The organism is Leucobacter sp. GX0328, assembly GCF_053567315.1.
In genome coordinates, this window is the sequence record NZ_JBSGPC010000001.1 from 60,306 (window position 1) to 84,335 (window position 24,030).

Sequence of the window (24,030 nt, forward strand, 5' to 3'; positions counted from 1 at the left end):
TGTGAGGGGGCACGGGTTCGGTGAGGGTCTCCCTGCGCTGGCATGACCCAGATCAGGTTCGACGGTCGAAGGTTGAGTACCTTCCTCTCAGCCCGGCCTACCGGACTCCCGTGTGCTTCTCATGCTAGCCCGTTCGCGCCCGCGGTTTCGAATTGTTGCACCGAGCCCGACTCGTTCCCCTATGGTGGTGGCGTGACTGCAGAGCCGAACCCCCAGCCCACCGATCTCGCTCCCGTCGATACGACCGACCCCGCCACGCTGATGACTCCGCAGCAGTACGGCGTCGGCGCCCGCTTCACGCTGTCGGTGTACGACTCCGACTACGTGCGCATCATTCTCGGTGCGCTCGGCGAGGCCGATGCGAGCGGTCTCACGATCGAGACGAACGATATCTCGACGTTCGTGACCGGCCCCGAGCAGCGCGTCGTAGCGTTCATCGCCGACGTGATCGCAGCCGCGGCTCGCAGCGGGGCGCATCTATCGGCGGCGATCCTGCTGTCGCGCGGCTGTCCGGGCGAGCTGCAGTGCGCGCTGCCCGAGGGCGTGCCGGCACTCGGTGCGGAGCCCATCTCGCTCCCCGAGACCGGCGTGCGGGCCCGGGCGCACTGGTCGCTGTATCCGCTGCTCGACGGTGCGGGAACGACCGCCGAAGCACCCGATCACATGACGCCGATCTACACGGCGATCGAGCAGGCGAAGGCCGAGGGCGTGTACTCGGGCTCCGATCACTACGCGACTCGGCTCGACGGCGATCTCTCGGCGGTGCTGCAGACGGCGGCGAATGCGTGGATCGGCGTGGGCGCGGCCGTGCAGCACGTGGTGACGCATCTCACGGTGTCGATCAACAGTCCGTCGCCGATCACCGACTGAGCCGGAGCCCGTCATGAGCCAGCAGGCCGGTCGGCAGATGCATCTGGTGGGCATGGTGAACCCGCCCACAAGCCAGTACGCCGAGAACTGGCGCGACCCGCTCGGGCGCTCCGACTGGTTGAGCGGCCGGTTCTACGCAGATCTGGCGCGCACGCTCGAGCGCGGCTGCTTCGACATGATCTTCTTCGCCGACGCGCTCGCCGTGCCCGAGGAGGGCGACGGCGAGTACGGCACCACATTGCGCACGGCGGGCAAAGGCAGCATCTACCTCGACCCGATCACGACGGTCTCGCTCGCGGCCGGCGCGACGACGCGCATCGGGCTCGGTGCGACGGTATCGACGAGCTTCGTGCCGCCATATGCGATCGCGCGGCAGCTGCTGTCGGTCGATCATCTCTCGGGCGGCCGCGTCGCCTGGAACATCGTCACGTCGACGACAGATGCCGAGGCCCGAAACATGGGCCACGAGAGCATCGACCCGCCGGGCGAGCGCTACGACCGCGCCGATAACGTCGTGCAGACGGTGGTCGATCTCTGGAACTCGTGGGAGCCCGGGGCGCTCGTGCATGACCGCGAGTCGGGCCTCTTCGCCGACCCCACTCGCGTGCACCGCGTGCGCGAGGAGCTGCGCCTTCCAGGAGTGCACGGCGACGGTGTCTCGGGCGGGTTGTCGCGCGGTCCGTTGACGCTGCCGCGGAGCCCGCAGGGGCATCCAGTGCTGATGCAGGCGGGGTCGTCGCCGCGCGGGCGGGCGTTCGCGGCGCGGTGGGCGGAGGTCGTCTTCGCGATCGGCGATTCGGAGGACGGCATGCGTGCGCTGCGCGAGGAGCTGCGCGAGCGTGCGCGGCTCGATCATGGTCGCGACCCCGATTCGATTCGGGTGCTGCAGGGTCTGCAGCCGGTCGTGGGGTGGACGGATGCCGATGCGGAGGCGAAGCTGCGGATGCTGCGCGACCGCATCGACCCGGCCGAGGCGCTGGTGAAGCTGGCCCGGCTGCTGCATGCAGATGAGTTGGACCCGCAGGCGCGGGCCGTCGATGTGCTCGCTGCGCATCGCGGTGCGACGGGGAGCACTGGGTTCGAGGACATGCTGGCGGCAGTGAGCGCGCAGCGCGGTTTCACTGTGACGGATCTCGCGATCGAGCAAGCGCTGAATCAGCTGCACCCGCAGGTCGTGGGTTCCCCCGCGACGGTCGCCGATCACCTGGAGCACCTGTTCCTCAGCGGCGCGGCCGACGGGTTCATCATCTTCCCGGCGCTCTACCACTCGTCGTTCGAGGATTTCGTGTCGGGCGTCGTGCCGGAGCTGCAGCGCCGCGGCATATTCCGCGCCGCGTATACGGGAGCGACGCTGCGCGAGCACTTGGGAGCTGGCATTCCGGCGTAGCTAGATGTACTGACCCGGATCGTTGTTGACATAGGAGAAGCCTCCGGTGTCGAGTTGGAGCTGTCTAGTTCCCCTGCTCGAACACACGGAGGCTTCTCTTGTCCCACGCTAATGCCCGGTTGACGCCCGCCGGTAGATTGATCATGATTCAGCGGATCCAGTCGGGGCGCGCAGTCGCGCACGTCGCGGCAGAAATGGGAGTCTCCCGCACGACTGCGTGGCGGTGGTGGCGCAGGTTTCGTGAGAACGGCCAGGCGGCGCTGATCGATCGGTCCAGTGCTGCCCGATCGCATCCGAAACGCACGGGTGCGTGTGTGGAGACCCGAGTGCGGATCATGCGGGAGCTCACCCGTCGCGGCCCGGTATTCATCGCCGGGAAGCTGGGCCTTCAGGCCTCGACGGCCGGACGAGTACTGCGCCGGCATCAAGCGCCGTTGCTGCGCGAGTTGGACCCCGTCACGGGCGCCAAGATCCGTGCGGAGCGCCGGTCAACGAACCGTTATGAACACGGCCATGCTGGTTCGCTGATCCACGTCGACGTGAAGAAGCTCGGCCGGATCCCTGACGGAGGAGGGTGGCGTCTCCATGGCCGCGGGGAGCGGCCCGACCGCAAGCGCGGCCTCGGCTACGACTATGTCCACACCGTGATCGACGACCACTCCCGTGTCGCCTATGCAGAGATCCACGACGATGAGAAGGGTACGACCGCTGCGGGCGTCCTGGAGCACGCTATCGCGTTCTATGCGGTTCTGGGAGTGAGAGTCGAACGTGTCATCAGCGATAATGCGTTTGCCTACCGCCACTCCGCCGCGTTCCGCAGTGTGATCGATACCCACGGCATCGCGCAGAAGTTCATCAAACCGCACTGCCCATGGACCAATGGGAAGGTTGAACGCCTCAACCGCACCCTGGCCACGGAGTGGGCATATTCACAACCATGGACCTCGAACGTGGACCGAGCAGCCGCCTTGCCAATTTGGCTTGACTACTACAACCTAGACAGAATCCACCTCGGCATCGGAGGCCAAACCCCCATCGACCGAATCAACAACGGTCGAGGTCAGTACATCTAGAAGGGTGGTGGTTCGCCGGTCTCGACGAACCTGACCCGGCTCTCCGGCACCGTCCGGGCCCTCCGGCCGGTCGGTGACGTCCACTCGAACGTCGCATCCGGCAGCTGCACCACCTCCCAACCCCAGTGATGTGGCAATTACTTTGGTTAGTGCGCCCCGGTATCAACAGAGCACATCTGGATGACACTTTCCCTACCGCTGATTTCCCTGAGGAGGTCAACGAATTGAGCACGATCCACCTCGACAAGTATCTCAACACCACATTCCACCAAGGAGAAGTTCGTAAGCGGGGCTGAAGCTCCAGTCGGAAAGTAGAGGCCGAACACGCATTGACTCGCATGCAACGTGAATCCGATTCCGACCAAGTCATTGAGACCACACAGCTGCGCTAGATGAAGTGTCGGACGTCCGCCGTAGAGTGTAGAGCACACGCTCGTAGGTCAAAATCGGCACGGCACGAAACCGAAGGCCGCTGTTGGCAACGAAACCATGCAGGAGCCTCCCCATGAAGATCAAGACCCTTTACATCCGGTTCTACAAATCATTCAACTACGATTATCTTCGTAAAGGCCACTCAAAGGCCGTTCCGGACGAATGGGACCTACTGCCTGAGTCCGGGTTATTTTACCCGTTTGTGCGCGTCCCCATAGAGTCCACTATTACGACAGTCGTTGGCGCGAACGAGTCCGGGAAGAGCCAACTGCTCGGCGCCATCAAGTGCCTGCTAACCGGTGAGAATATCGAACCCCGCGATTTCTGCCGATACTCGCAATTCTTTACGGTCGGAGGCGAGATGAAGAAGCCGGAGTTTGGCGGTGAGTTCTGTGATCTCAGCGAAGAACAAGTCGCTGCAGTCCGGTCGATCGCGAGTCTAGACGAATCGATCGAGATCGAAACGTTCCACTTCTTTCGCATGAATACTGGTGCCGTCATCTTTGTGAGGAACGGAACCGACTGGACTGAGGTGAAGGTCAAAGCCTCCGAGATCAAGTCATTGGACCTACCGGTCTACTTCCTGATCGACGCAAAGACGCCGCTGCCAGACAGCGTCCCGCTGTCCTACTTGACTGCCTCGGATAAGGCGAAGAAAGCACGCCCGCGCAGAAAAATGCTCAGCTGGATTGAGAACATGATCACGAACCCCGACTGGTTCGGCAGCAAAGAGGCGATCGACAAAGCGACACCACAACTGATTGAGGGATATGCCGCGTTCAACTCGGTCGACAATTCCGACGACGAGCACCTAATGAAGCGTCTCGAACTAGCCGAGAAATTGCTCGTCCAGGTCGCAGGAATCGGCAAGGACGCGTTTGAGCAGCTACAGACAGCCGTGAGAAACCATGACGGCTATGCCAACGGCATTGTGAATAAGATGAATGAAGACCTGGCAAAGGCACTGAACTTCCCCAAGTGGTGGTCCCAGGACGCCGAGTTCTCGCTAACGCTAACCCTGCGCGACTTCGACCTGGTCTTCACAGTCCGAGACCGCACCGGTAGCGAATACGCATTCAGCGAGCGTAGTGGCGGGATGAGTTACTTCCTGTCTTATTTTGTCCAGTACCTCTCACACGTCCCGACGGAGGGACAAGAGATACTACTGATGGACGAGCCGGATGCGTACCTGTCCATGCTCGGTCAGCAGGACCTGTTGCGAATCTTCGATTCGTTCGCTGAGCCAGAGGATCAATCGGTGCAGTCGATTCAGGTCGTGTATGTGACGCACTCGCCGTTCCTAATCGACAAGAACCACAGCGAACGGATCCGTGTCCTCGAAAAGGGTGATGGTGAGGAGGGCACTCGCCTGGTCGCCAACGCGGGCCGCAACCACTATGAGCCACTCCGTTCAGCCTTCGGCGCTTTCGTTGCAGAAACTACTTTCATCAGTAATTGCAATCTGATGCTCGAAGGTCAGGCGGACCAGGTGCTGCTCGCAGGCATCAGTTCACTCGCCCGTCGGTCCGAAAGCACTGGACCAACGCTGAACTTGAACAACTTGTCCCTGGTCCCCTCTGGTTCGGCCGAACACATCCCGTACATGGTCTATCTGGCCCGAGGCCGCGATGTCGACACTCCGGCCATTATCGTATTGCTCGACGGCGACGGAGAAGCCGATGGCATACGCGAAGAGTTGAAGAAGGGCTACCGTGACAAGAAGTACGTCGATGATGAGTTCGTGATCCAGTCCAGTGACATCGGCGTCAGTGATGTGACGGTGGCAACCGACGCTGTCCGTGAGATCGAGGACCTGATCCCGCTGGAGCTGGTTGTCATGGCGATCCGTCACTATGCTTCTGAGGTCCTACCGCCCGAAGACGCAGACAAGGTCGCTACAACAGTCACCGCAGTGCCCGTTGTGGCAGGGCAGAAGGTTTTCAAAGCAGCGGAAGCGGCATGCAGGGCAGCCGGCACCGAATTGCGGCTCGATAAGGTTGGGTTCGCGCGGGCGGTCCTGTATTGCTTGGAGCACAAGGCAGATCAGGAGCTGACGGCGATTACAGTTGCAAACTTCGAGCAGCTGTTCGCCCGCATCGATAAGGCCCAACGTCAGGCCGTTCGCTCAAACAGCCGTGAGCGCGTTCGTAGGACGCTAACGCGTCATAAGGACGCATTCTTGCGAGACCATCAGGTTTCGGCCTTACGACGCGATGCAGAGAGTCTGTTCGAAGACATAGAGCACCAGTTGACAGAAGTGACCGACGAGACCGAGCGCGTCCGGAGGGACATGCGTTTGATCCGCAGAGACTTCGATCTTGCCACGGAACCCGGTCAAATTATAGAGAACTACGATGCCTTCAAGGAGCGACTGCAAGCGCTCCCCTACGGCGGAGTCCATGCAGTCCAGGCTCTCTAGGCCAGGTGTTGAGCAGAAGCTTTCGGTAGCGTTCGTGAGTCGATCTGATAGCGGTCGTGGTGGTATCCAGTAGCGCTTTGATGGTGCTCATTCCAGGATGACCATCCGCCGAAACCATCGATGGTCACGGCGGATGGAAGGAACCCGCATCAATGACCGATTATCAGTTTGACTTCGCATAGCACGCAGAGCGTGGGTCGAGTGCTGTCTGCCGCAACAAATCGTTGCGGACATTAGTAGTCGTTGTTTTGCCGCGTGGTTCTGCGGCTAGTTTAAGAGCTCATCCAGTCTCTCTTGCCTATAGCCCCGTATCTCGCGGTGTAGTTAATACCCGCCGATCTTCGTTGCAGCTAGCCAAGCTAGCGCTGATCAGGAGGAAGCGTCAGAAACACCATTCCAGCTGCTTGAATTTCAGCTGCGCCCGCGCGGTCGGCGAATCTATCGCCGAGCGTCGCAACTGCCAAATCAGCAGGCAGTGCTTCTGAGAATTTCAGGCCTTCGACGGCCTCCACCGAGATTCGAGGCGTTGCGACTCTAGTATCGGCTTTGCTCAACATTGCAAAATCAAAGTTGCTGTCGAAGTGAATTGCTTCGTTGGTAGTGCTCAACACTACGTCTGGGGGAAGCGCCGCAGCCAAGGTTTCGTGCGCGCGGAGACCGGCGAAGCTCCACAGCACCGAGTCGGTCTTGCGTCGCTCGACAACGAGTCGCTCTCTGTCAACGACGAGCGCCGAGTCTTCTCGTGCTGCGCTGAGTGCCTTCTTCGCGCGTAGAGATAACTCAACCGGTGGGTCTGAACCGAGAAGCACATCACGTCGAGCGCGAACCATTGCGAAAGACTCTGGTAGAGGCTCCGAGGCCCAGCGGGTCTTTCCCTTTGAAGCGTCCTCTGCGACGTGGACGATGCGACGGTCCCAAGCGATGTCACTTACGAGCCATGAACGACCGCCGAGCAAGAGAGGACGAGCACCCTGCTTGACCTCGGAAGTGAGTGAGAGTGCCGAGACTGCACCGATCTCTTTGCTGCCTTCTTTGACAACGAAATCGAGGCTTGTGATGAATGTGCTGAGCAGATCCATGAAGTAGCGCCCGCCGAACTCTTCTTCAGCGCGTGGCCCGAGAAAAAGCCAGCCACCATCGGCCACGAGGAATTGTCGATCAATGAGGTAGTCGAGAATCTTGTCGGCGTCTTCCATTACCGGACTTGTTGAGAACCTGGACTTAACCGCCGAGCGCGTGATGCGCCCTTCCTGCAGGGAAAGCGCAAGTAGCTGCTGCGCTGCAATATGGCGTGGGTGTGGAGGCGGCTCGATTTCCTCAACGAACCCACGACTCCAGAGATTCAGAAGCCCAGCGGCGCGCAAAAGAGTCGAAGCGTCAGTTGCAAGGAATAGGGCGTTCCTCGTAGTTCCGGGCCTCCTACCCGTCCGCCCAAGACGTTGCAAGAAAGAGGCGACGGTGCGGGGAGAGTCGAGCTGGATCATACGATCAAGGTCCCCGATATCGATGCCGAGCTCGAGCGTGGAGGTTGCAACAATTACGCAGTTCTGAGCCTCGGCAAAGGCCCGTTCACTTTGCCGTCTCTGATCAAGTGAAAGGCTTGAATGAGACACGAACGTGGTCACCCCACGCTGACGAAGCGCGAAGGCCAGCTCCTCTGCTGACGAACGGGATTCGCAGAACACGAGACGCTTCTCACCTGCGTGCAGAGCAGAAATCACAGTCGCCGCGTTCTCCACCGAACCCACATAGTCGAGTGCAACGACGGACTCTGATGGTGGGATGCCTGCCGATACGACCTCACTCGCCCGTTCTGTTGCGTTTGATCCTTGAAACCATCGAAGTACGGCTTCGGGGTTGCCCAACGTCGCGGAGAGACCGATGCGCTGGATCGGTGAGGTTGCGATTCGCTGGAGACGTTCCAACACGGCAACAAGGTGCCAGCCGCGATCGCTCCCGGCGAAAGCATGTATCTCATCGGCGACGATTACTCGAAGGTTTTTGAACAAGAGTCGAGGATCGATTCGTCGCGATACGAGCATCGCTTCGAGCGATTCGGGTGTTGTGAGCAAGATCTCCGGTGGGTCGCTCAGGATCGCGCGGCGCGCGGCGTCCCCAACGTCGCCGTGCCACAGCGCCACTCGCCGCCCAAGCCAACCCGCGTACTGTTCGAGGCGAGGCAAGAGGTTGTTCAAGAGCGCTTTGAGTGGCGCAACGTATACGACGCTGAATCCCGACCATTCTTCATCGACCATTCGAGACAGCACCGGAAACATCGCTGCTTCAGTCTTGCCTCCGGCGGTTGGAGCAATCAGGAGGCAGTCTCTATCAGCCAGCACAGGGCTGATCGCCGCTTCCTGTAGTGGGCGCAGTGATGACCAGCCAAGTGTATTGACGACGTGGTACTCGATCCCGGCGCTGAGCTGTCTAGGGGTGTGCTGTTCAGACATCGATTTCGATTGCGTCGAGTCCACTTGCTGCGCGTTCATCATCGTTCAGCTCCGTGACGGCGAGCGGTACGGCACCTGAACCGTCGGGAGTGAAATCCGGGAACTGCTCGATGCGGTCGAGGATGTCAACGAGCTTTCGTAGAAAAACACGGGGCGCAATGCCCACGCGGCCACCGAGTTGTCCCGCGATCGATTGGGCCAGTCGAGTAAGGTACTCGTCAGTCATGAGCGTAGTGATGCGGTCAGCAGCAGCGCTGTCCGACGCGTAGATGTTTCGCACGCGACTGCCGAGCTGCACCAGACTTTCCTGTTGGAATCCGAGCAGGCGAATCTGCGGCGCCCGCGGATTGTCCCAACGCGGGTCACCAGAGAAGTCGACCGAAATGCGTGAGGCGAGGGGTGGCAGCCGTTGCACACCCTGCGTACCTTCGAAAAATGCGGGAGTACCGGTGATCAGTACATAAAGGCCAGGGAAGCGTCCGGCATCCACTTCGTCAAGCAGCTGGCGGAGCGCATTCAATGACTTCTCGCGCACATCACTGCGAACGCGCTGCAATGTTTCTACTTCGTCGAGGACGAGAACAAGGCCCGCATAGTCGGAATCCCGTAACACGGCGAGCAGGCCCTGGAGGAAACCGAATGCTGCGAAGTGATCGATATCTCCGCGCACGCCCGCGGCTCGCCGAACACTCGCAGCCACCGACGGCTGCCCACCGAGCCACGCAACGAGGCCATCCGCTGTGGCAGCATCGCCATCTCGAAGTGCCGAGTGGTAACCGCGTAGAGCCGCGGCAAACGCTGGCGCGGTGCGGCTTACGGTTGTCAACCGTTGCTCCAGTAACTCGGCCGTCTGGCGCTCCAATTCACCGGGCGTGGAAGGGTTTGCCCCGGCTTCAACGGCATCCTCCTCAAGCACCCGAAACCAGCCGTCGATCACCTCACGAAATGCACTCGGTGGAATCGCTTCGGTAGCCAGATTCTCGGTGATCCGCCGGTAAATTGTTTCGAGCTTGTGCAGCGGAGTTTCTGTTTCCGAGATCTGGATCTCGGCGGTTGCGAACCCTCGTTGCTTGGCCGACTCGGTGAGCCAGCGCGCAAAGAAGGTCTTACCGGACCCATACTCACCGCGCACGGCTTTGAACACACCTCTCCCAGCTGCAACGGTGCTGAGTTCTTCGTCGAGTGTGGCCTGGTACCGATCGAGGCCAACAGCCATGACATCGAGCCCTCGTTGCGGCACAGTGCCGCGGCGCAGGGCATCAATGATTTCCCGACGTCGGCGAGGGCTGACCAAAACCATGCGGCTATCCTCTCAAGCCGAACTGTTCGCGTAGAAGCTGTTCATCAAGGATGACGGTGACGCGGTCTGGATCGATACGAACGACCTCGTAGCCATCAACATTGAGCACTCGACGTAGAGCGGTGAGAACCCCACGGAAACTATGCGAAGGTACACCGAGCCTGGTCGCCAACGTATCTTGGTGGGCGCGACCACCGCCTGTGAGGAGCGAATCAACGACGGCAATCGCATCCGAATCATCGATGGGGTGACGTCCACCCGCTTCTCGGCGTCGCTGATACCCAGGATTCTGCACCAACCGTTCGCCCAAAGACGCGGTGACGCTCTCACTCTCACCGGCATCATCCTGCGTGGACTCATCGACGGTGTCGAACAACGTGATGGCTCCTGGAACGTCTGTGGGCGGTTTCTTTGTCTTTCGTGGCTTCGACGCTACCGGTGCCACATTGGCGTGCCCACGCGCCTCCGCATCGCGTAGTGGCTCATTCCACCAGGTCGGCTCTTGCGGCGGAGCCTCGACCCAACCCTCAGGCGCAGAAGCGCCGTGAGGCTGCAGGACTACGATGGGAATGACCAGCTCCGAAAGCGACGCGCCGCCGTGATAGCCAGCCTTTTTTGAGGCATAGCGCAGGCCGTCGTTGACAGCAAGCACTGCTTGGCCTCCGGGGGCGAGCACGCGCGGCCCACGGACCAGCACTTCATCGTCAGTAACAGGACCACTGTCTGCTGTACGCCAGCGAGCGGGAGAACCGGGAATATTGTGCAGCTGACCTCCGCGTTCAACAACATGTCCGTGGTCCGAGGTAATGATCACAGTCCGACCGCTCTTGGAAGCTTCGCCGATCAGCTCCCGGAGGTGGGCAACTGATGCAAGGGTCCACTGTAAGGCGTCGACATCCGCACTGTCGAGTGACTCATCGATTGTGTTGAGCACCGCCGCCACGATCTTCTCTTTTGGATCAGCAATCGTCGACGTGACAATCGGCGGAAGCGCATGTCCTGCCTCAGATCGCAAATCATCCTTGTGAAACACCACACCCTTGCACGCGGCGGCGAACCGGGACTTTTCTGTCTGCTGATTTCCGGCCATCGTCTCACCCGCAAAAAGTGAGCTGCGCGAGAACTCCGTCACCGTTGGCAGCACCGCCACCGCTACGTCCCGCTTCTTCGAACCCGCACGGACTATCTCTCCCCATCCGGAATGAGTAAGTTCCGAGATGAGTGCTGATGCAGTCGGAACGCTCATCCCGTCGAGGACGAGCAGCAGCACATTGTTCTGCGTTGAAAGCGGGACAACGTGTTGAGCCAGAAGCCCTTCGACGGGGATCACCTCATCGCTATGCAGCGCCTCACCCGCCAACATCTCCGCAGCCCGAGCGTCGTCTTCGCGGCGTCGCCGCTGAATTGCGTGCGCAAGATCTCGGTAGGCGCCAGCGAGCACCGCGTCCGTGTCTCCAGACCACAGGCGACCAAGTGCGCGTTCCGCCCATGCGCCGTCAGCGGCAAACGCGGCAACTGCGGCGCCGAACGAATGCGGGGCAACGGTAGGTGAAGCAAGCCAACGTGCTGCGCGGGCTGCGGTCTCGGCGGTGTCTAGGGACTCGCCCAGCGATGCGCTCGCCTCATGCGACTTCAGCAGTACGAACGATTCGTCCACAGCGATGGACCCGCGGGAGGACGGATGCTTCGCGGCTTCCCTGACCCGAACGGCGAACGTTGCGACTCGCGCACGCAGCCCTGCAATCAGGAAGGGTGATGCCGCAGCGCCTTCCGCCCATCCGAGGTCATCACAAATAGCTTCTGCTTGGTCCAAGACGTTCTGGGCATCCGCGCGGTTGGAGATCAGCCACCGTGAGGTCACAGTTCTCGCGGCGGCTCCGTAACGGGATGCGGCTGCTGCGCTTGGATCTGTCCCTACGTGCCGTTCAATGCGGACGCGTGCTGCAGCAGTTGTAGCATTCACGTGGAGGGGTGCAGCTTCCCCGGCGATCGCACTCGGCCACAACTCGGCAAGTGCAAGTCCTACCGCCATCGGAGAGACGGAACCGGATCGACCTGCGGCGCGAAGCGCAAGACCGAGACTCGGGTCGATCTCCGCGCTTGCCGCACGGATAAGCCCATCGAGCGTGCCCGCGTCCAGCTCACGCAGGCGTACTTTCACACCATCATCATCGAGTGGTGCCAGCGCTGTGGACAGCACCTCCAGGTCATCGCTGCGGTCTAAGCCCAGGAGAGCGGTGAGCAAGGCCCGAACCACGTGGCGAGCAGAGAGCACGCCACCCGGTGCAGGTAGGTATCCGCGCTCTGGCCGCCAGGCCGCCAGCAAGTCCGGTATCCAGCTTCCCAGGGCGCGCACAGGCGGTGGAACCTGCCGATCGCGGACCCCGAAATAACTTGGGACGCTGTCCCACTCGTCTAGCGTTGCGACTTCATGCCGTTCGGCCTCTACCCAGACCGCAGACCCTAGTTCGCCAGGCCCCAGATCGGTGAGTACGACGACAAACTCGTCCTCGGGAACCCGGCGAATCGCATCGAGTGCAGCGAGACCAGACACGCTCGCCGCAACATGCACTCGCTGACCAGCCACGCTCAGTACTGGTTCGCCCGTCCAGACTGGCTGGGCGCGCACCAACTTCACCCGCGACTTGCGGCGAGGGCTTTCGAGCCACTCAGCGATGTGATCGCGGAGTGCGCGCTCCGGAGCAGCGGGCAGATTCATGACTCATCGACCTGCCAGGTGATCGTCACCCGATCGGTGTCGCGTGATTGCGTTTCCGAACGAATCTCCTTGCCGAGATGAGCGAGCGCCGCGTCAAGTTCCGCCACCGTTGTGCGAGTGACGTGCCCGGTGAGCGCGATGGGCGACGGCGCAGGAGGAATTGGCGACACTGGCTGGGGTGCAGGAGGGGTGACAGCGGGCGACGTTTGCATGAGGAGCGTGCGTGCCTCGTCTGCTGTCTTGTGAAGTTGCGCTTCGAGCCCCGCGATCGACTCATCCAAGCGGGCGGTTTCCTGGAGTGACGCGAGTGTCGCTTCGAACTTCGGATCGCTCCGTTGCAGCGCAGCCGAGACCAGACCCCAATCGAGGCCGCTCAGCAGGCGAACCATCCGCTCAGCGGATGCGTGTGTGGCACCGAGTGCAGACAGTTCGTCGGGCAGGTCGAAGCTTGACAGTGTCTCAACGAGCGCCGTGTCGGACATGGTGCCACTCAAGGTACTCAAAAGCTCGCGCAGGCGCCTCGCGGTTGCGAGACGCCCGACCTGCGCCGAGGCGTCGAGCCCGAGCACGTCGACGTGGGCTTCCAACTGAGCAACGAGATCCGAAACCTCGTTGTTCATTGCTTTGTTGCGGATTCCGGTGGCAAACCGCGACACTGCGCGCGCAGTGCGGTTGTGCTCTGGGGCGATGCCAAAGATGGCCCCGGCGCGATCTCGTGCGTGGCCCCAGTCGTCTTCGCTCGGGAGGTTCGCCTTGCGTGGTACGGCTCCGCCCGCGAATCCACCGATGGTGAGCGTCCCTGTGTTGCCGAAATCGTAGTTGCCGAGCAGCGCCCAGGTGATGAGCACCGCGTCTTCCATGTTCCGGGTCATGCCCCGTGAACGAAGTTTCTCGCGCAAGCGGTCGACGCTGATCGACTCTCCGAGTTCTCCCTCCCAGCGAGCGAGTTCGGCGCTCCATCCGAAGTGAGCCTGGTCGACGACGAGCACGTTCTCGTTCACGGCGCCCAGTTTCAGTGGAGAAATCACCTCGCGCGCAATGCGCTGTTCTGCATGAGTGAGGCCTTGTCGTCGCCCACCAGCCTCGACCGTGGCGGTCACAAGCTCGACGGCTTCGGTGAGTCGACGCAGCGTGACTTCGTCGGAGCCGAGGTCGGGGTGATCGGGAAATTCTGCCGCCCATGCTGTGTCCAGCGCATGGTGGAGACCGTCGAGCAAGGTGCCCGTCGGTGGTGGAGCGATCGTCACTCCCTGCAGGAGCGCTTGGAAGATCTCGCTGCCCCCGAGTTCGTGACCGACATTGACTTCCTCTGGCGTATTGACGTGGTACGCCTGGCGAATCGAGCTGGAGACTACGTCGCGTAGGGTGCGTCGTTGTACCTCCAGGTTTTGCCTGGCGGGGCCGCGGTCGGCAACCGGGAGGTGAATCGCGTTCTCATCGAAGTGGTTGCCGTTGAGGAGGAACTCTAGCTGCACGAGCTTGCCGAGATCGGTTTGGCGCGCATCTGACAGAAAGTTCGGTACCCAGGCAATCGTGTTCGCTTCGCGCCCGTCGTCTTTCACCTGTTGGAGTCGGGCGAGATCATCGGAAGGCCTGCGGTCTCCGCTGTCGTAGGGGAAGTCGATGATCACGTGCCAGTCGGCTTCGCTGTGGACGAGGTCGCTGTCGAGCACATCGCTCGTGTCACGAACGTTTCCGAACTTCACGGTCACATTGCGTTTCTGTCCGCGCCACACATGGGAGAGGCCGCGCCCAACCAAGCTCTCGGAGCTGAGATTCAGCTCGTTCGCGATTATCTTGCGGACGAGTTCACGGCGCGCCTGCGGGTTGTCCTCAGTGACGACGCGTTGCAGGATCGAGTCGTAATCCACGCCGCTGAGCGTGGCGGTGATGATCGGGTCAGTGCCGTCACCGACGCTTATCTCGCCAAACCCGCTTGCCCATTCACGAACAAGAGCGAGTGCCTGGCCCGCTTCTTGGCCAGGAATAAAGGCTTCGATGGTGCCGTAGTTGAGTGCGGCGAGCTTTGCCGCAGTGAGATGGGAGAGTGACTTTGCCTCCGGTGCAAGCGCCGCGATGAGCACGGTCTTCGCCAGGCGGTCTTCGGTCACGAAGGCATGACCGCGATCGAGACCTTCAGTTGCCTGCTCGGTGAGGCCATGCTTCCGGATCAGGTACGGGCGCATTTTCTTCAGGTAGAAGTCTGCCGAAATGCGGAAGTGCTGTTGCATCTCATCGGTGAGAGGCTGCGAACCGCCGAGTACGACCGGCGCGTACAGGTCACCGACCGGGATGACGTCCGACACCCGTAGGGTGTCGCGGCCGTCACGCAGCAGCTCGGCCATGAGCTTGAGTGCCGTTCGCTCTCGCTGCATGAGGCTGGAGAGCGCCACCATCGTGTCTACGAGCGCGGGGGAGAAGGGATACACGTCGCCGAACGCCTGCTCATTTGAGTTTGCATCATCTGAGAGCAGGTAGCCCCACGCAGCGTAGTCGCGCTTGACCTCCGTGAGCGCTGACTGCAGTGTCGCTGCGGCTGACGCATTCTTGGGCTGCAGCAGTCGCTGCTTCACGATCTTCGGAAGGTCCGCAGCTTGCAACTTGATCTTGGTGAAGCGATCTTCCCAGTACTGGAACAACTGGCCCTGCGCTGCGCGCTCAGCGCCGGAGGCATGGGTGCCGAGGAAGTCTCGGAGGTCGCGCTGACGTGCAAGAAACGATGTGATCGGAATCGGCAGGTTCGCGGCTGCATTCTCAGCGAGCTGCACCACCTTTTCAATCTCCGTGCGCACCCAGTCTTCGTTGGTGAGGTGCTGCCCCAGCCAGAGCACAATTTCGTCGATTAGAAACACGAGCCCCTGGTAGCCGAGCGACTTGGCGTGCGCGGAGAGGGCCCGCAGGCCGTCTTCCATCGGCAACCACTGGCCCGCGCGTGCATACCCAGAGAAGTAGCTGTCGATCAGGTCGCCGACGAGGCGGTCTCTATCGGGTGAGCCCGGTGCCTGGGCAGCTGCGGCGTCGAAACTTGCAGTATCCCAAGCACTCGCGAGTGTGCCCCAAGCAGAGTCTCCGCTACCGAGTCCAGCAAAAAACGCGTCGTCACCCATGCGAGTCCGCATGTTCCGCGCATCCACCAGGAGCGAGTCGCTGGCGTGCAGAATTGGTGCGGGTGCATCAGGGTGCTTCTCGGCGATGGTCTTGAGGTACCCCTTGAAGATGGCGTCCTCGAAAGATGTGGCCCCGAGCAGGTTGTAGTCCAGCGCGAGAAGCTTGTGCCCCAGGAGATCCTGACGCGCAGCGACTGTCGATGCGAGGCCAGGAATCTGCCGTGCTTCGAGGTCGCCGGTGAGCAACAGGTGCAGTACGGCCATGTAGTGCGACTTACCGGAGCCGAAAGAGCCGTCGAGGAACGCACCGCGAGAAGACTGCCTCGCAAGGGAGCCCGTCACGAGATCGAGACCGGCACCAATAGCTTCAGCAATGGCTTCGGTGACGACGTAGTCCTTCACCGTCTGCGTGTGACGGGCGACGCCCTCGTCGAGCTTGATGACAAAGTCGGCGGCTTCGACACGCTCTGGAATCTCGATGAGATCGCGGAGCGGTGAGTGCTGCGTGTATTCAGTCATGCGCGCTTCCTCCCACGCTTCGGGGCTGGCGGCAGCCAGGCAAGAACCTCGTCGCGGCCGGTGCCCAGTCGCGCGAGCAATGAGTTTGTCATTTGATGGATCGCGGTCGAAGGTTTGATGCCGCGGCTGTCCATATCGTCGTACCACTGGTCGAGCCAAGGCTGCAGTTCGATCAGCGCACCGATGAGCGGTAGCAATTGGTCGTGATCGGTGTCAGAAGCCGTCGGTGCGAGCTGGGTCGCGAAGCGTCCGATTGCCTGGCCGCGCTCGCTGTGGTTCCACTCGGCCCACCCGTAGACTGCCGTGCTGTCCTCGGGGTAAGTGTTGCCAGGGAAGGCGATGAACCGTTCCTTAGGCACATCGAGTTTTCCGCGGGCGCTCCAGTAAGTCTTCTGCAGGTAGTCGGCGTCCTTGTATTTTGGCGGTACCGGCACGGTGACCTGCTCGCCGCGGTCTTCCGCACGCTGCAGTTCCCAGGTCTGCTCCCAGGCGCGGAACTTTTCAATGCCACTGGGCTTGTAGCGAAGCGGAGCAAAAGCAGGTACTGCCTCGCTCTGCATCAGCTTGCCGAGTTCAATGGCGAGATCGTAGTCGCGTGAGCCGGTATAGATCGTCATCAGCTCACGCAGCCGTTCGTCGTGGCGAAGCCCATCGGCGACTTGCGCGACGGATCGCACGAGGGGACGCCCGGCAGAATCCGCCCACAGCTCCCGCGATTCGAGGCGGTCGAGAATTGCAGTGTGCACTGCATCGGCGAGCATCTCACTCCATCCTGTTCCAGCCCAACGTCGCTTGTACTCGGGCTGCTCTAGCAGGCGAAGCTCTCGGCTCTCCGCAGTTGCTGCGAGCCGTCGCTCAACCAAGTCCCTGTACCAGTCGGGCCAGTGCTCGGGGAAAGCTGTCAGCGGAGTACGGCTGTGTCTCTCGAACCAAGTCGACTGTGCCGATCCGCTAGCGATGTCTCGTGCAAGCTGGATTTCAAAGGCTCTTTCGTTTGGCGATAGCTCCAGCACTTGCGATCCGCGTGCAGCTAGTGAGTCTTCAGCTAGTCCGTATGCGGCGTAGACCAGCCAATCAAGTTCTTCCTGCAGCCAGACAAGTTGCTCACCAAGCTGTGTCCACTCCTCGCGAGCTTGATCTAGACCTTGCATGGCACCGCTTGTGATCTGAGCTGATGGTTCGAGGAGCGCCCTTCGCCTGGCGACGGCGTCGATGACGCGGGTGAGGTCACGTTCGCGTTCCGTGGGGAGGGGGAACTCTTGAAGTTTCGTCGCGGTGAACTCGTATCGGTCGCTCCAGGACTCAGCACTTACGCGTGCGCCGTCTGCACCAACCGGGTCGCCGCCCTTTGGGTAGCTGACCTGCTTGAGCCAGAAACACGCGGTGGAAGAGTTGAGCACCCCGAGCAGGTCGTAGTGGTCGTCTTCGGTGGCGCCTTCCGGTAGCTTGATCACCGGTGCGGAACGGTTGAACACCTTTTCGCCTCGATCGAGCACGAAGTGGTTGTGCGTCGCGACGAATGCGAATGTGATGGTCAGAGGCGTCTTGAGCTTACTCTCGGCGAGAAACGCATACTGGCTCCAGTGGTACCCGCGCTCGGAGGGGGACTTACCGAAGAAGATCACGTTGCTCAGATTTGCGCGGTATGGCCATAGCCACCGGGACCGTCTCGCAGTATCTGTAACTCGAAGTTCGGAGTCGTATGGCCATAAGCGATCGACCGTCGCCAAATGGTAATCGCGAACGGCGTCTCCAAGAACGAGTCCGACTTTGTCTCCGTCAAAATGTGGAGGTACTTCGAAGGGAGATTCCTCTCCAAGGACCGCCACGATACCGACTTCTGAGATCAGGGCCCCCAACTGAGTTGAACCATGCTCTTCTAGGTGCTTCTTGAGGTCACCAGCGCCGCCCCCGGAGAGAGACCAAGGGAACTTTGCGTACGTATCGCGAGGTGCATCGACGACCGAGACGTACGGGCCGTCGTAGTTGGGTGAGTTGATGTGGTCGACTATGTCGCGCCACACCTTGCCATCCGCCGGTACGGAAGGCTGGCCGGGCTCGCCCCGCACACCGAGCACCGCGCGCACGGTTTGGAGCTGCGGCCTCTGTGGACGCCCGACAAGAATCACCGTCGGGGTGCCGTGGCCGGGTATGTACGCTCCCGACGTATCGATGATGTGGGTGAGATCCACGTATTCCGGTGAAACACCAGTAAATATGCCAGACAAAAAGCTCTGGATGAGCTTCTTGCCGAACTCGCGCTTCATGAATCCATTCGAAGTAATCTGCCCTACGAAACCGGCTCCGCCACCGGGACGCTCCGGGCGTGCAAGTCGAAACAGTAACTCAGCGAATGGGGCTGAAAGTTGGTACTTGCCATGGCAGGTTGAATAGATCGTGCGGTAGCGGTCGCGGAGCTTGGCGTCTGGCGGCTGGATGTACGGCGGGTTCGCCACCACCACGTGGTACTGGCCGTGTTCGAGTATGCCCGCATACTCGGTGAGATCCTCGGTGTTGTAAGGGACATACTCGCCGTCGCCGAGGTCGAGGTGGACGCTACTCGCTGAGCCGCCAAGCAGTGAATCACCAATCGCGAGGTGGAACTTGAACGCGGGCGCGTGGACGATCGACGTGATCCCAGAGGCTCGAAGCGCCGCCACTGTGAGCCGGAACCTCGCGATAGCAATCGCAAACGGGTTGAGGTCGACGCCATGAATCGAATCAAGTGCGCGCTGCACGCGGTCGCCGCGATCCGTGCCGGGGGCGGCCGTGTCCCACGCTTCGATGAGGCGTTCGAACGCACCAAGCAGAAAGTGTCCCGAGCCGCACGCGGGATCAATGAGCTTCAGACCGGTAAGTCCGAACTCCTGAATCGCCGGGGTGAGCGTCTGATCGAGAATGAACTCCTCGACAAAGTCCGGTGTCTGCAACAGGGCAAAGGTCTTCTTCGCGTAGTCAGAGAGGTCTTGGTACAGGTCTCCGAGAAAGCGGGTGCCAAGCTCAGCATCCGAAAAATCGTGGATCAGCTCACCATCAGCGTCGACTTTGCGGAAGAAAGCCAACAGGCGGTCTGCGGCGGCGCCGGAGATTGGTGCGTGCCAGACCGGCGAGTGGTCCGGGTCGACGAGTGTGCGGCCTGCCGGGAGTTCGGCGAGAATACCGAACGCGTGTTGGAGCCAATGGCGACTCGTCATGGTCGGTGTGGCGGTGTAGTAGGCAGTCTCATTCTCTACTGCACGTTCGAGCCCGTCTCCGGGGGCAGCGATCCACGGCTGAGGCAGTGCGCGACCATCTCGTTTTGCGCCCAAGAGAAGCCCGTTGTCTTCACAGAAGCGGATGAACACGGACGCGATGATCCAAGCGACCGCTGCTTGTGCGACTTCACCGTTGCGCCAATCGATCCAGGAGCGCCCCGTGCGGTCATGGTTCTTGGCACGTTCGTAGTCCTCGCGCAGTTCGGCGCCCCAGGGCGTGCTGGTGTCTTCCGCGCGCTCGGTGAGGTCTGCTTCCAGGGCCGAGAGTTCGCGCTTGAGGTCTGCGAGCAGTGCCTTCGAGTCAATCATTGTGCAGCGACCTTTCGAGCAGAAGCAGACGATGTGGAGAGCGGGGGGAGTTCGAGTGGCAAGTTTGTCCAGCCATCCGCGCCGAACGGCATGGGGTTCCCGTCCAGATCAGGGGCGCGCCCCGACTGAGGCTTGGGCAGCAGAATCCATCGAGCTGCCGCACGCGGAGTGGCAAGGTCGCAGACTCGCGCAATCAAGTCTGTGAGGCCGAGCCGAGCCAGCACGGCCGCGTTGATGAGCAGGAGAGGCTCCGGGGTCTCCAAGAGCTGTTGCCAGACCGGCGTGACGGCCATCTTGGCAAGCTGCAGGAGGTTGCGGCGATTCTGGGTGCCATCGGCTTCAGCATCTGCACGCAGCACGACGTCCCAAGAGATGCGATTCTTCTCGGCAGTAGTCTTCAGCGCGCCCAGAGCGAGGTCAGCGAGGTCGACGACACGCACACCCGAGCTTGCTGCCAGTGCGTCGGCCGCTTCACGAAGTGAATGGTGGCGTACTGATGCGGCAAACACGAGCGCACCGTGGTCACGCAGCGACGCGGAAAGCTTTGCAGCGAAGGCCGGGTCAGCACCGGCCTCTGCCATGCTCGTCGATGACGCCGTGTAGGTCGACGACACATCGCTGACCTCACGCAGAACGTACTTGCCTTGCTCGGGTTGCCATTCCAGATGCGGGAGTGCTGCTCGCACTGCGTCGTCGAGCTGAGGTCGGGACGGTACGGCGGAGATATCGGGGAACCGTGCTTTGACGCGCTGTTCGATCGTGACTGTCGCAAGCTCGCGGGTCGCGGTACCGCGGAGAGCAACTTCCACAGCGCGGGAGGGGTCGAGAATGCTTCGGTAGGCCTCACCCATCGATGAGATGCGCCCGGTCTGCGAGAGGCCGATCGCGATCTGCGCAATGCGCGCACCAGGAAGAGAAAGCTGTTCGCGAGGAGGCAACGTAAAAGCCTCACGCAGCGCAGGTGCAGGCACGATGTCCGACTCGGTGAGCAGAGAATCAACCGTCTGTGCAAACCGAAGGAGGGTCTCGATGTGCGTTTCGGCGGCGTCGAAACTCAACCCCTCGTCGCCGTCGGGCGTGTAAGCGATCACAGCATCGCCTGTGTCGCGTATCTTTTGGGCGAGGAATCGAGGCGACTGGGCACGAACATCGAACTTGACGATCGCATCGATGATGCCTCTCGCGGCCTCCTGTCGAGGTCCGTCGCCAAGAGTCGACCCGTATTCCCGAAGTAGCTTTGCTGCCAGCTCGGAACCTGTCGCGACGTTGCCAAGTTCTCTCAGCCACACTGAGACGTCATCCATCGGCTGACGGAGCAAACTCTGCTTGCGGATACGCGCACGCCACTGTTCGTCGGTTTCGCCGTGCTTCTGTGCAAGCGGGCTGATGAACTTCTCGACGGGGCGACGACCCTGGACGACGGGGGTCTCGGTTGGTGCAGCTGGCTGGGAGAGCCGGGCGCGCCACTCCCTGACGCGGGAACTGATTTCTCGCCGGACCTGTTCGCCGAGACCTCGGATTTGATTGATGGCCATTGGTGGAACGCCAAGCAGCTCGCCGACTGTTGTAGCGCCCGATCGAGAAAGCGCCGAAAGTGCGCGCGCGCTTAAGCCTGAGTCGGTAAGTGAGGTCGAGAGTTCCGCTTGGGCTGCCTTGTGCTCATTGGCGGCAAAGTCGGCGTCAGCTGTATCCGCTGTGCTTAGCGCCTGCGACCATGCTTTTCGCATGGCCTCCAGCGAGGGATGTCGGGCCGCTGCGGATGGGTGGAGCGCGGTGCGGAAGAAGCCCACCATCGCATCGGCGATGCTCGGCTCGAACTGACTGAACTCAATGACCGGCGGGTCTGCGGGGCGGGTGGGGCGGTCTCCGGTTTCCCACCAGACCGCGTCTCCGCTTGCGAGTTCGAATAGGGTGGCCGCGATCGCAAAGCGCTCTGCTGCGCTGTCGTACTGGGGTCGTTCGCGCGAGCCCAGGTAGGGGTCGAGATACGGCTTAGATCCAGATTTGATGTTCGCGACTGGTTCGTCGGACAGCGAGAAGTCGAAGAGCTGCAGGTGGGGCTTGCGTGTGCCAGGGTCGGGTCTCACCGCGAGGTTTGACGGTTTGACGTCACGGTGGAAGACACCACGTTCTGCGAGATGCGCAACTGCGGCGAACAGATCATCGCCGTACCGTTCAAGCTGCTCAATTGTGGCCCGGCCCTCAAGCCGGATTCGATCGGCGAGGGTTTCTGCGCCAGCATCCGTCATGACGATTGCTTGACGTTTGCCGACAGTCAGCGGTCCATCAACCCGCTTGACGACGCGGGGGTGATCGAGTCGATCAAGTGCCGCGGCTTCGCTCTTCAGACGTGCGGCGGCTGCATCGTCTTTCGCAAGCTTGAGAATCAATCCCTCGCGTTCGAGCGCGTAGTCGTTGACTTCAAGCGCAACACCCGTGGAGCCCGAGCCTCTGCGCTTGACGATCTCAAAGCGCTCGCCAACGATGTCGCCCGGGGCAGATTCGAGAGGGTCGACATCCGTTGGGGTCGGCGCGGATCCGTGCTCAGAGGTTCGCGCTCTCGAAAGCTCATCGAGAAGCACGCCAATGTCGATGATGCGATGCAGCTCCGAGAACGCGGTTGCATCAACGAGCACTTCGGCGTACGCATCAGAGATCTCTGGCAAGACAGCGCGGGGGTCAAGGCCCTTCGCATCAGAGTTCAAGAGCGCTTCGAGCGCAGCAAAGTTCACCGCGGGTGGCTTGCCCGTCAGAATCAGGAAGGCGAGCGCGCCCACCCCATACACGTCGAGCGCCTGCGGCGACGAAGAAGTGGTGTTTCTGAGCGTCTCCGGCGCGAGGTAGAAGAATGCGTCCTGGCTGACAGACGCGGCAACGTCGGTGACGCCGCGAGACATCAACGTGGCGGTTGAGGTGCCCTCGTCGGGTCGTTTGCCGAGGTCCCAGTCTCTGATCCGTACCTCACGGGTGCCGTCGCCAATAGTGTGGATGCGTACGCTGCTCGGTGAAAGTGCACGGTGCGTGAGCCGCTGTCCATGCGCAAACCGAACCAGTTCCGCAAGATCCTGAACGATGGCCTCGCGATCGGCGAAAGTAAGCGTGTCGCCGCGCTTGGAGAGATAATCGGCGAGACTCATTTCGGCGGGGTCGAAGTTGAAAACAAGCGCTGAACCTTCTTCGGTGCTCAGCATGTCGGCCGGGCCAATGATGCCAGGATGCCTGATTCCGTCGGTCAAGCGGAACTCGCGGGCAGCTCGCCGATCGATTTCTTCGCGGCTCTCCTTCGAAGCGCCCTTCGGGTAGGGGAAGAGACGAACGCGACGCTTCGTATTTGCTTGCGGGTGTGTCACGAGAAAGTCTTGCCAGCCGTTGCCCTCGTCGAGAGACTCGCTGGAGTCGAGCGCGTACTGACCGATCATGCGTTGCTTCGCGCGGGGCATCAGGCCCGCTGCCTTCATGAGTCGATCGATGTCATTCGCGCGGGCGATATCTATCGGATCCTTGAAGGACGGCTGCGCTACCAGATCAGAGAAGTTGCGACCAGCGCAGAGGCCACGCACACGGAAGCCATCGAGCGCCCAGACTTGTTCGGCACCATACTCGTCGAGTTGCACCTGAGAGTCTTGGCCATGCAACACGATCGCTTCACCGACGAACGGAACGATGCGACGGTTCAGGCGTGCCCTGTTCGCGACGTCTTTCAGTACCGACGCGAGCCGTTTGGCTTTCATATTTGCGAGGATGCGAGGATTGCGTTCCGTGCGGCCCGCATGGGTCCAGTTCATCTGGTTGCCATGGATCTCACCGTGCCAGCCTTTAAGCTCCACGACGTACATGCCGCCGCTCGTGATCAGCAGCACGTCGACCTCGTTGAGGCGGCCACTCGTGTCGGTGAAGGTGACGTTCGCCCAGGCGCGTGCGACACCGTCCTCTGGCAAAAGATCGCACACTCGTTCGAGGGCAGCAGCCTCCTGTGCCTGAGCGGGATCTCCCATCACGCGCCAGAGTGGTGAACTACGCTTCACACAACTCCCCCATCAGAACCTTCCTAATCTGAAAGCACTTCGTTTCAGCCAGCAAACGAGCACATAGCAAGTTCCTCTATAGAACTTGGTTTGTGAGGCTTCAGAACTCTCTCGAGCATATCGTTTAGCCGACCCCATTGGCACAACCCGCTCGGATATCTGCGGG

Annotated in this window: 10 protein-coding genes and 1 riboswitch; of the genes, 4 read left to right on the top strand and 6 right to left on the bottom strand. The window is 61.3% G+C overall.

Going from position 1 to position 24,030, the window contains the following annotated elements:
• Nucleotides 1-12: 12 nt before the first annotated feature.
• Nucleotides 13-122: riboswitch (TPP riboswitch) on the bottom strand.
• Nucleotides 123-192: 70 nt separating this feature from the next.
• The 4 genes from ACUYTF_RS00300 (at nucleotide 193) to ACUYTF_RS00315 (ending at nucleotide 6,181) form a co-directional block, all read left to right on the top strand.
• Nucleotides 193-870, top strand: a complete 678-nt coding sequence (locus tag ACUYTF_RS00300) for a YkoF family thiamine/hydroxymethylpyrimidine-binding protein (RefSeq protein WP_449279168.1) — start codon at nucleotides 193-195, stop codon at nucleotides 868-870.
• Between the two features lie 13 nt (nucleotides 871-883).
• Complete coding sequence (locus ACUYTF_RS00305) at nucleotides 884-2,257, top strand: NtaA/DmoA family FMN-dependent monooxygenase (RefSeq protein ID WP_449279169.1); 1,374 nt, start codon at nucleotides 884-886, stop codon at nucleotides 2,255-2,257.
• Between the two features lie 98 nt (nucleotides 2,258-2,355).
• The gene (locus ACUYTF_RS00310; protein WP_449279170.1) at nucleotides 2,356-3,330 is read left to right on the top strand and encodes an IS481 family transposase; all 975 of its coding nucleotides are present in this window, start codon (nucleotides 2,356-2,358) and stop codon (nucleotides 3,328-3,330) included.
• A 505-nt stretch (nucleotides 3,331-3,835) separates the two neighbouring features.
• Complete coding sequence (locus ACUYTF_RS00315; RefSeq protein WP_449279171.1) at nucleotides 3,836-6,181, top strand: ATP-dependent nuclease; 2,346 nt, start codon at nucleotides 3,836-3,838, stop codon at nucleotides 6,179-6,181.
• A 359-nt stretch (nucleotides 6,182-6,540) separates the two neighbouring features.
• Here the strand turns inward: ACUYTF_RS00315 and ACUYTF_RS00320 are convergent, their stop codons facing one another.
• Genes ACUYTF_RS00320 through ACUYTF_RS00345 form a run of 6 tightly spaced genes read right to left on the bottom strand, consistent with a single transcriptional unit; the run spans nucleotide 6,541 to nucleotide 23,834 of the window.
• A complete protein-coding gene (locus ACUYTF_RS00320; protein WP_449279172.1) occupies nucleotides 6,541-8,673 on the bottom strand; it encodes a DEAD/DEAH box helicase in 2,133 nt (710 codons plus the stop codon).
• Nucleotides 8,624-9,931 carry a BREX system ATP-binding protein BrxD gene (gene brxD / locus ACUYTF_RS00325; RefSeq protein WP_449279173.1) on the bottom strand — a complete coding sequence of 436 codons (1,308 nt, stop codon included), beginning with the start codon at nucleotides 9,929-9,931 and terminating at the stop codon, nucleotides 8,624-8,626. The genes ACUYTF_RS00320 and brxD overlap by 50 nt, the downstream gene beginning before the upstream one ends.
• Before the next feature lie 4 nt (nucleotides 9,932-9,935).
• Nucleotides 9,936-12,650, bottom strand: a complete 2,715-nt coding sequence (gene pglZ / locus ACUYTF_RS00330) for a BREX-2 system phosphatase PglZ (RefSeq protein WP_449279174.1) — start codon at nucleotides 12,648-12,650, stop codon at nucleotides 9,936-9,938.
• A complete protein-coding gene (locus ACUYTF_RS00335) occupies nucleotides 12,647-16,276 on the bottom strand; it encodes a hypothetical protein (RefSeq protein WP_449279175.1) in 3,630 nt (1,209 codons plus the stop codon). Before ACUYTF_RS00335 ends, pglZ begins: the two co-directional genes overlap by 4 nt.
• Entirely contained in the window at nucleotides 16,273-19,839 is a 3,567-nt protein-coding gene (pglX, locus tag ACUYTF_RS00340; protein WP_449279176.1) for a BREX-2 system adenine-specific DNA-methyltransferase PglX, read from the bottom strand. The genes ACUYTF_RS00335 and pglX overlap by 4 nt, the downstream gene beginning before the upstream one ends.
• Nucleotides 19,836-23,834, bottom strand: a complete 3,999-nt coding sequence (locus ACUYTF_RS00345) for a protein kinase domain-containing protein (protein WP_449279579.1) — start codon at nucleotides 23,832-23,834, stop codon at nucleotides 19,836-19,838. Before ACUYTF_RS00345 ends, pglX begins: the two co-directional genes overlap by 4 nt.
• Between the last annotated feature and the right edge of the window lie 196 nt (nucleotides 23,835-24,030).

Coding starts and splice junctions, on each gene's coding strand:
- ACUYTF_RS00305 (WP_449279169.1), top strand. CDS start 884: ATGAGCCAGCAGGCCGGTCGGCAGATGCATCTGGTGGGCATGGTGAAC.
- ACUYTF_RS00315 (WP_449279171.1), top strand. CDS start 3,836: ATGAAGATCAAGACCCTTTACATCCGGTTCTACAAATCATTCAACTAC.
- ACUYTF_RS00320 (WP_449279172.1), bottom strand. CDS start 8,673: ATGATGAACGCGCAGCAAGTGGACTCGACGCAATCGAAATCGATGTCT.
- brxD (WP_449279173.1), bottom strand. CDS start 9,931: ATGGTTTTGGTCAGCCCTCGCCGACGTCGGGAAATCATTGATGCCCTG.
- pglZ (WP_449279174.1), bottom strand. CDS start 12,650: ATGAATCTGCCCGCTGCTCCGGAGCGCGCACTCCGCGATCACATCGCT.
- ACUYTF_RS00335 (WP_449279175.1), bottom strand. CDS start 16,276: ATGACTGAATACACGCAGCACTCACCGCTCCGCGATCTCATCGAGATT.
- pglX (WP_449279176.1), bottom strand. CDS start 19,839: ATGATTGACTCGAAGGCACTGCTCGCAGACCTCAAGCGCGAACTCTCG.
- ACUYTF_RS00345 (WP_449279579.1), bottom strand. CDS start 23,834: ATGGGAGATCCCGCTCAGGCACAGGAGGCTGCTGCCCTCGAACGAGTG.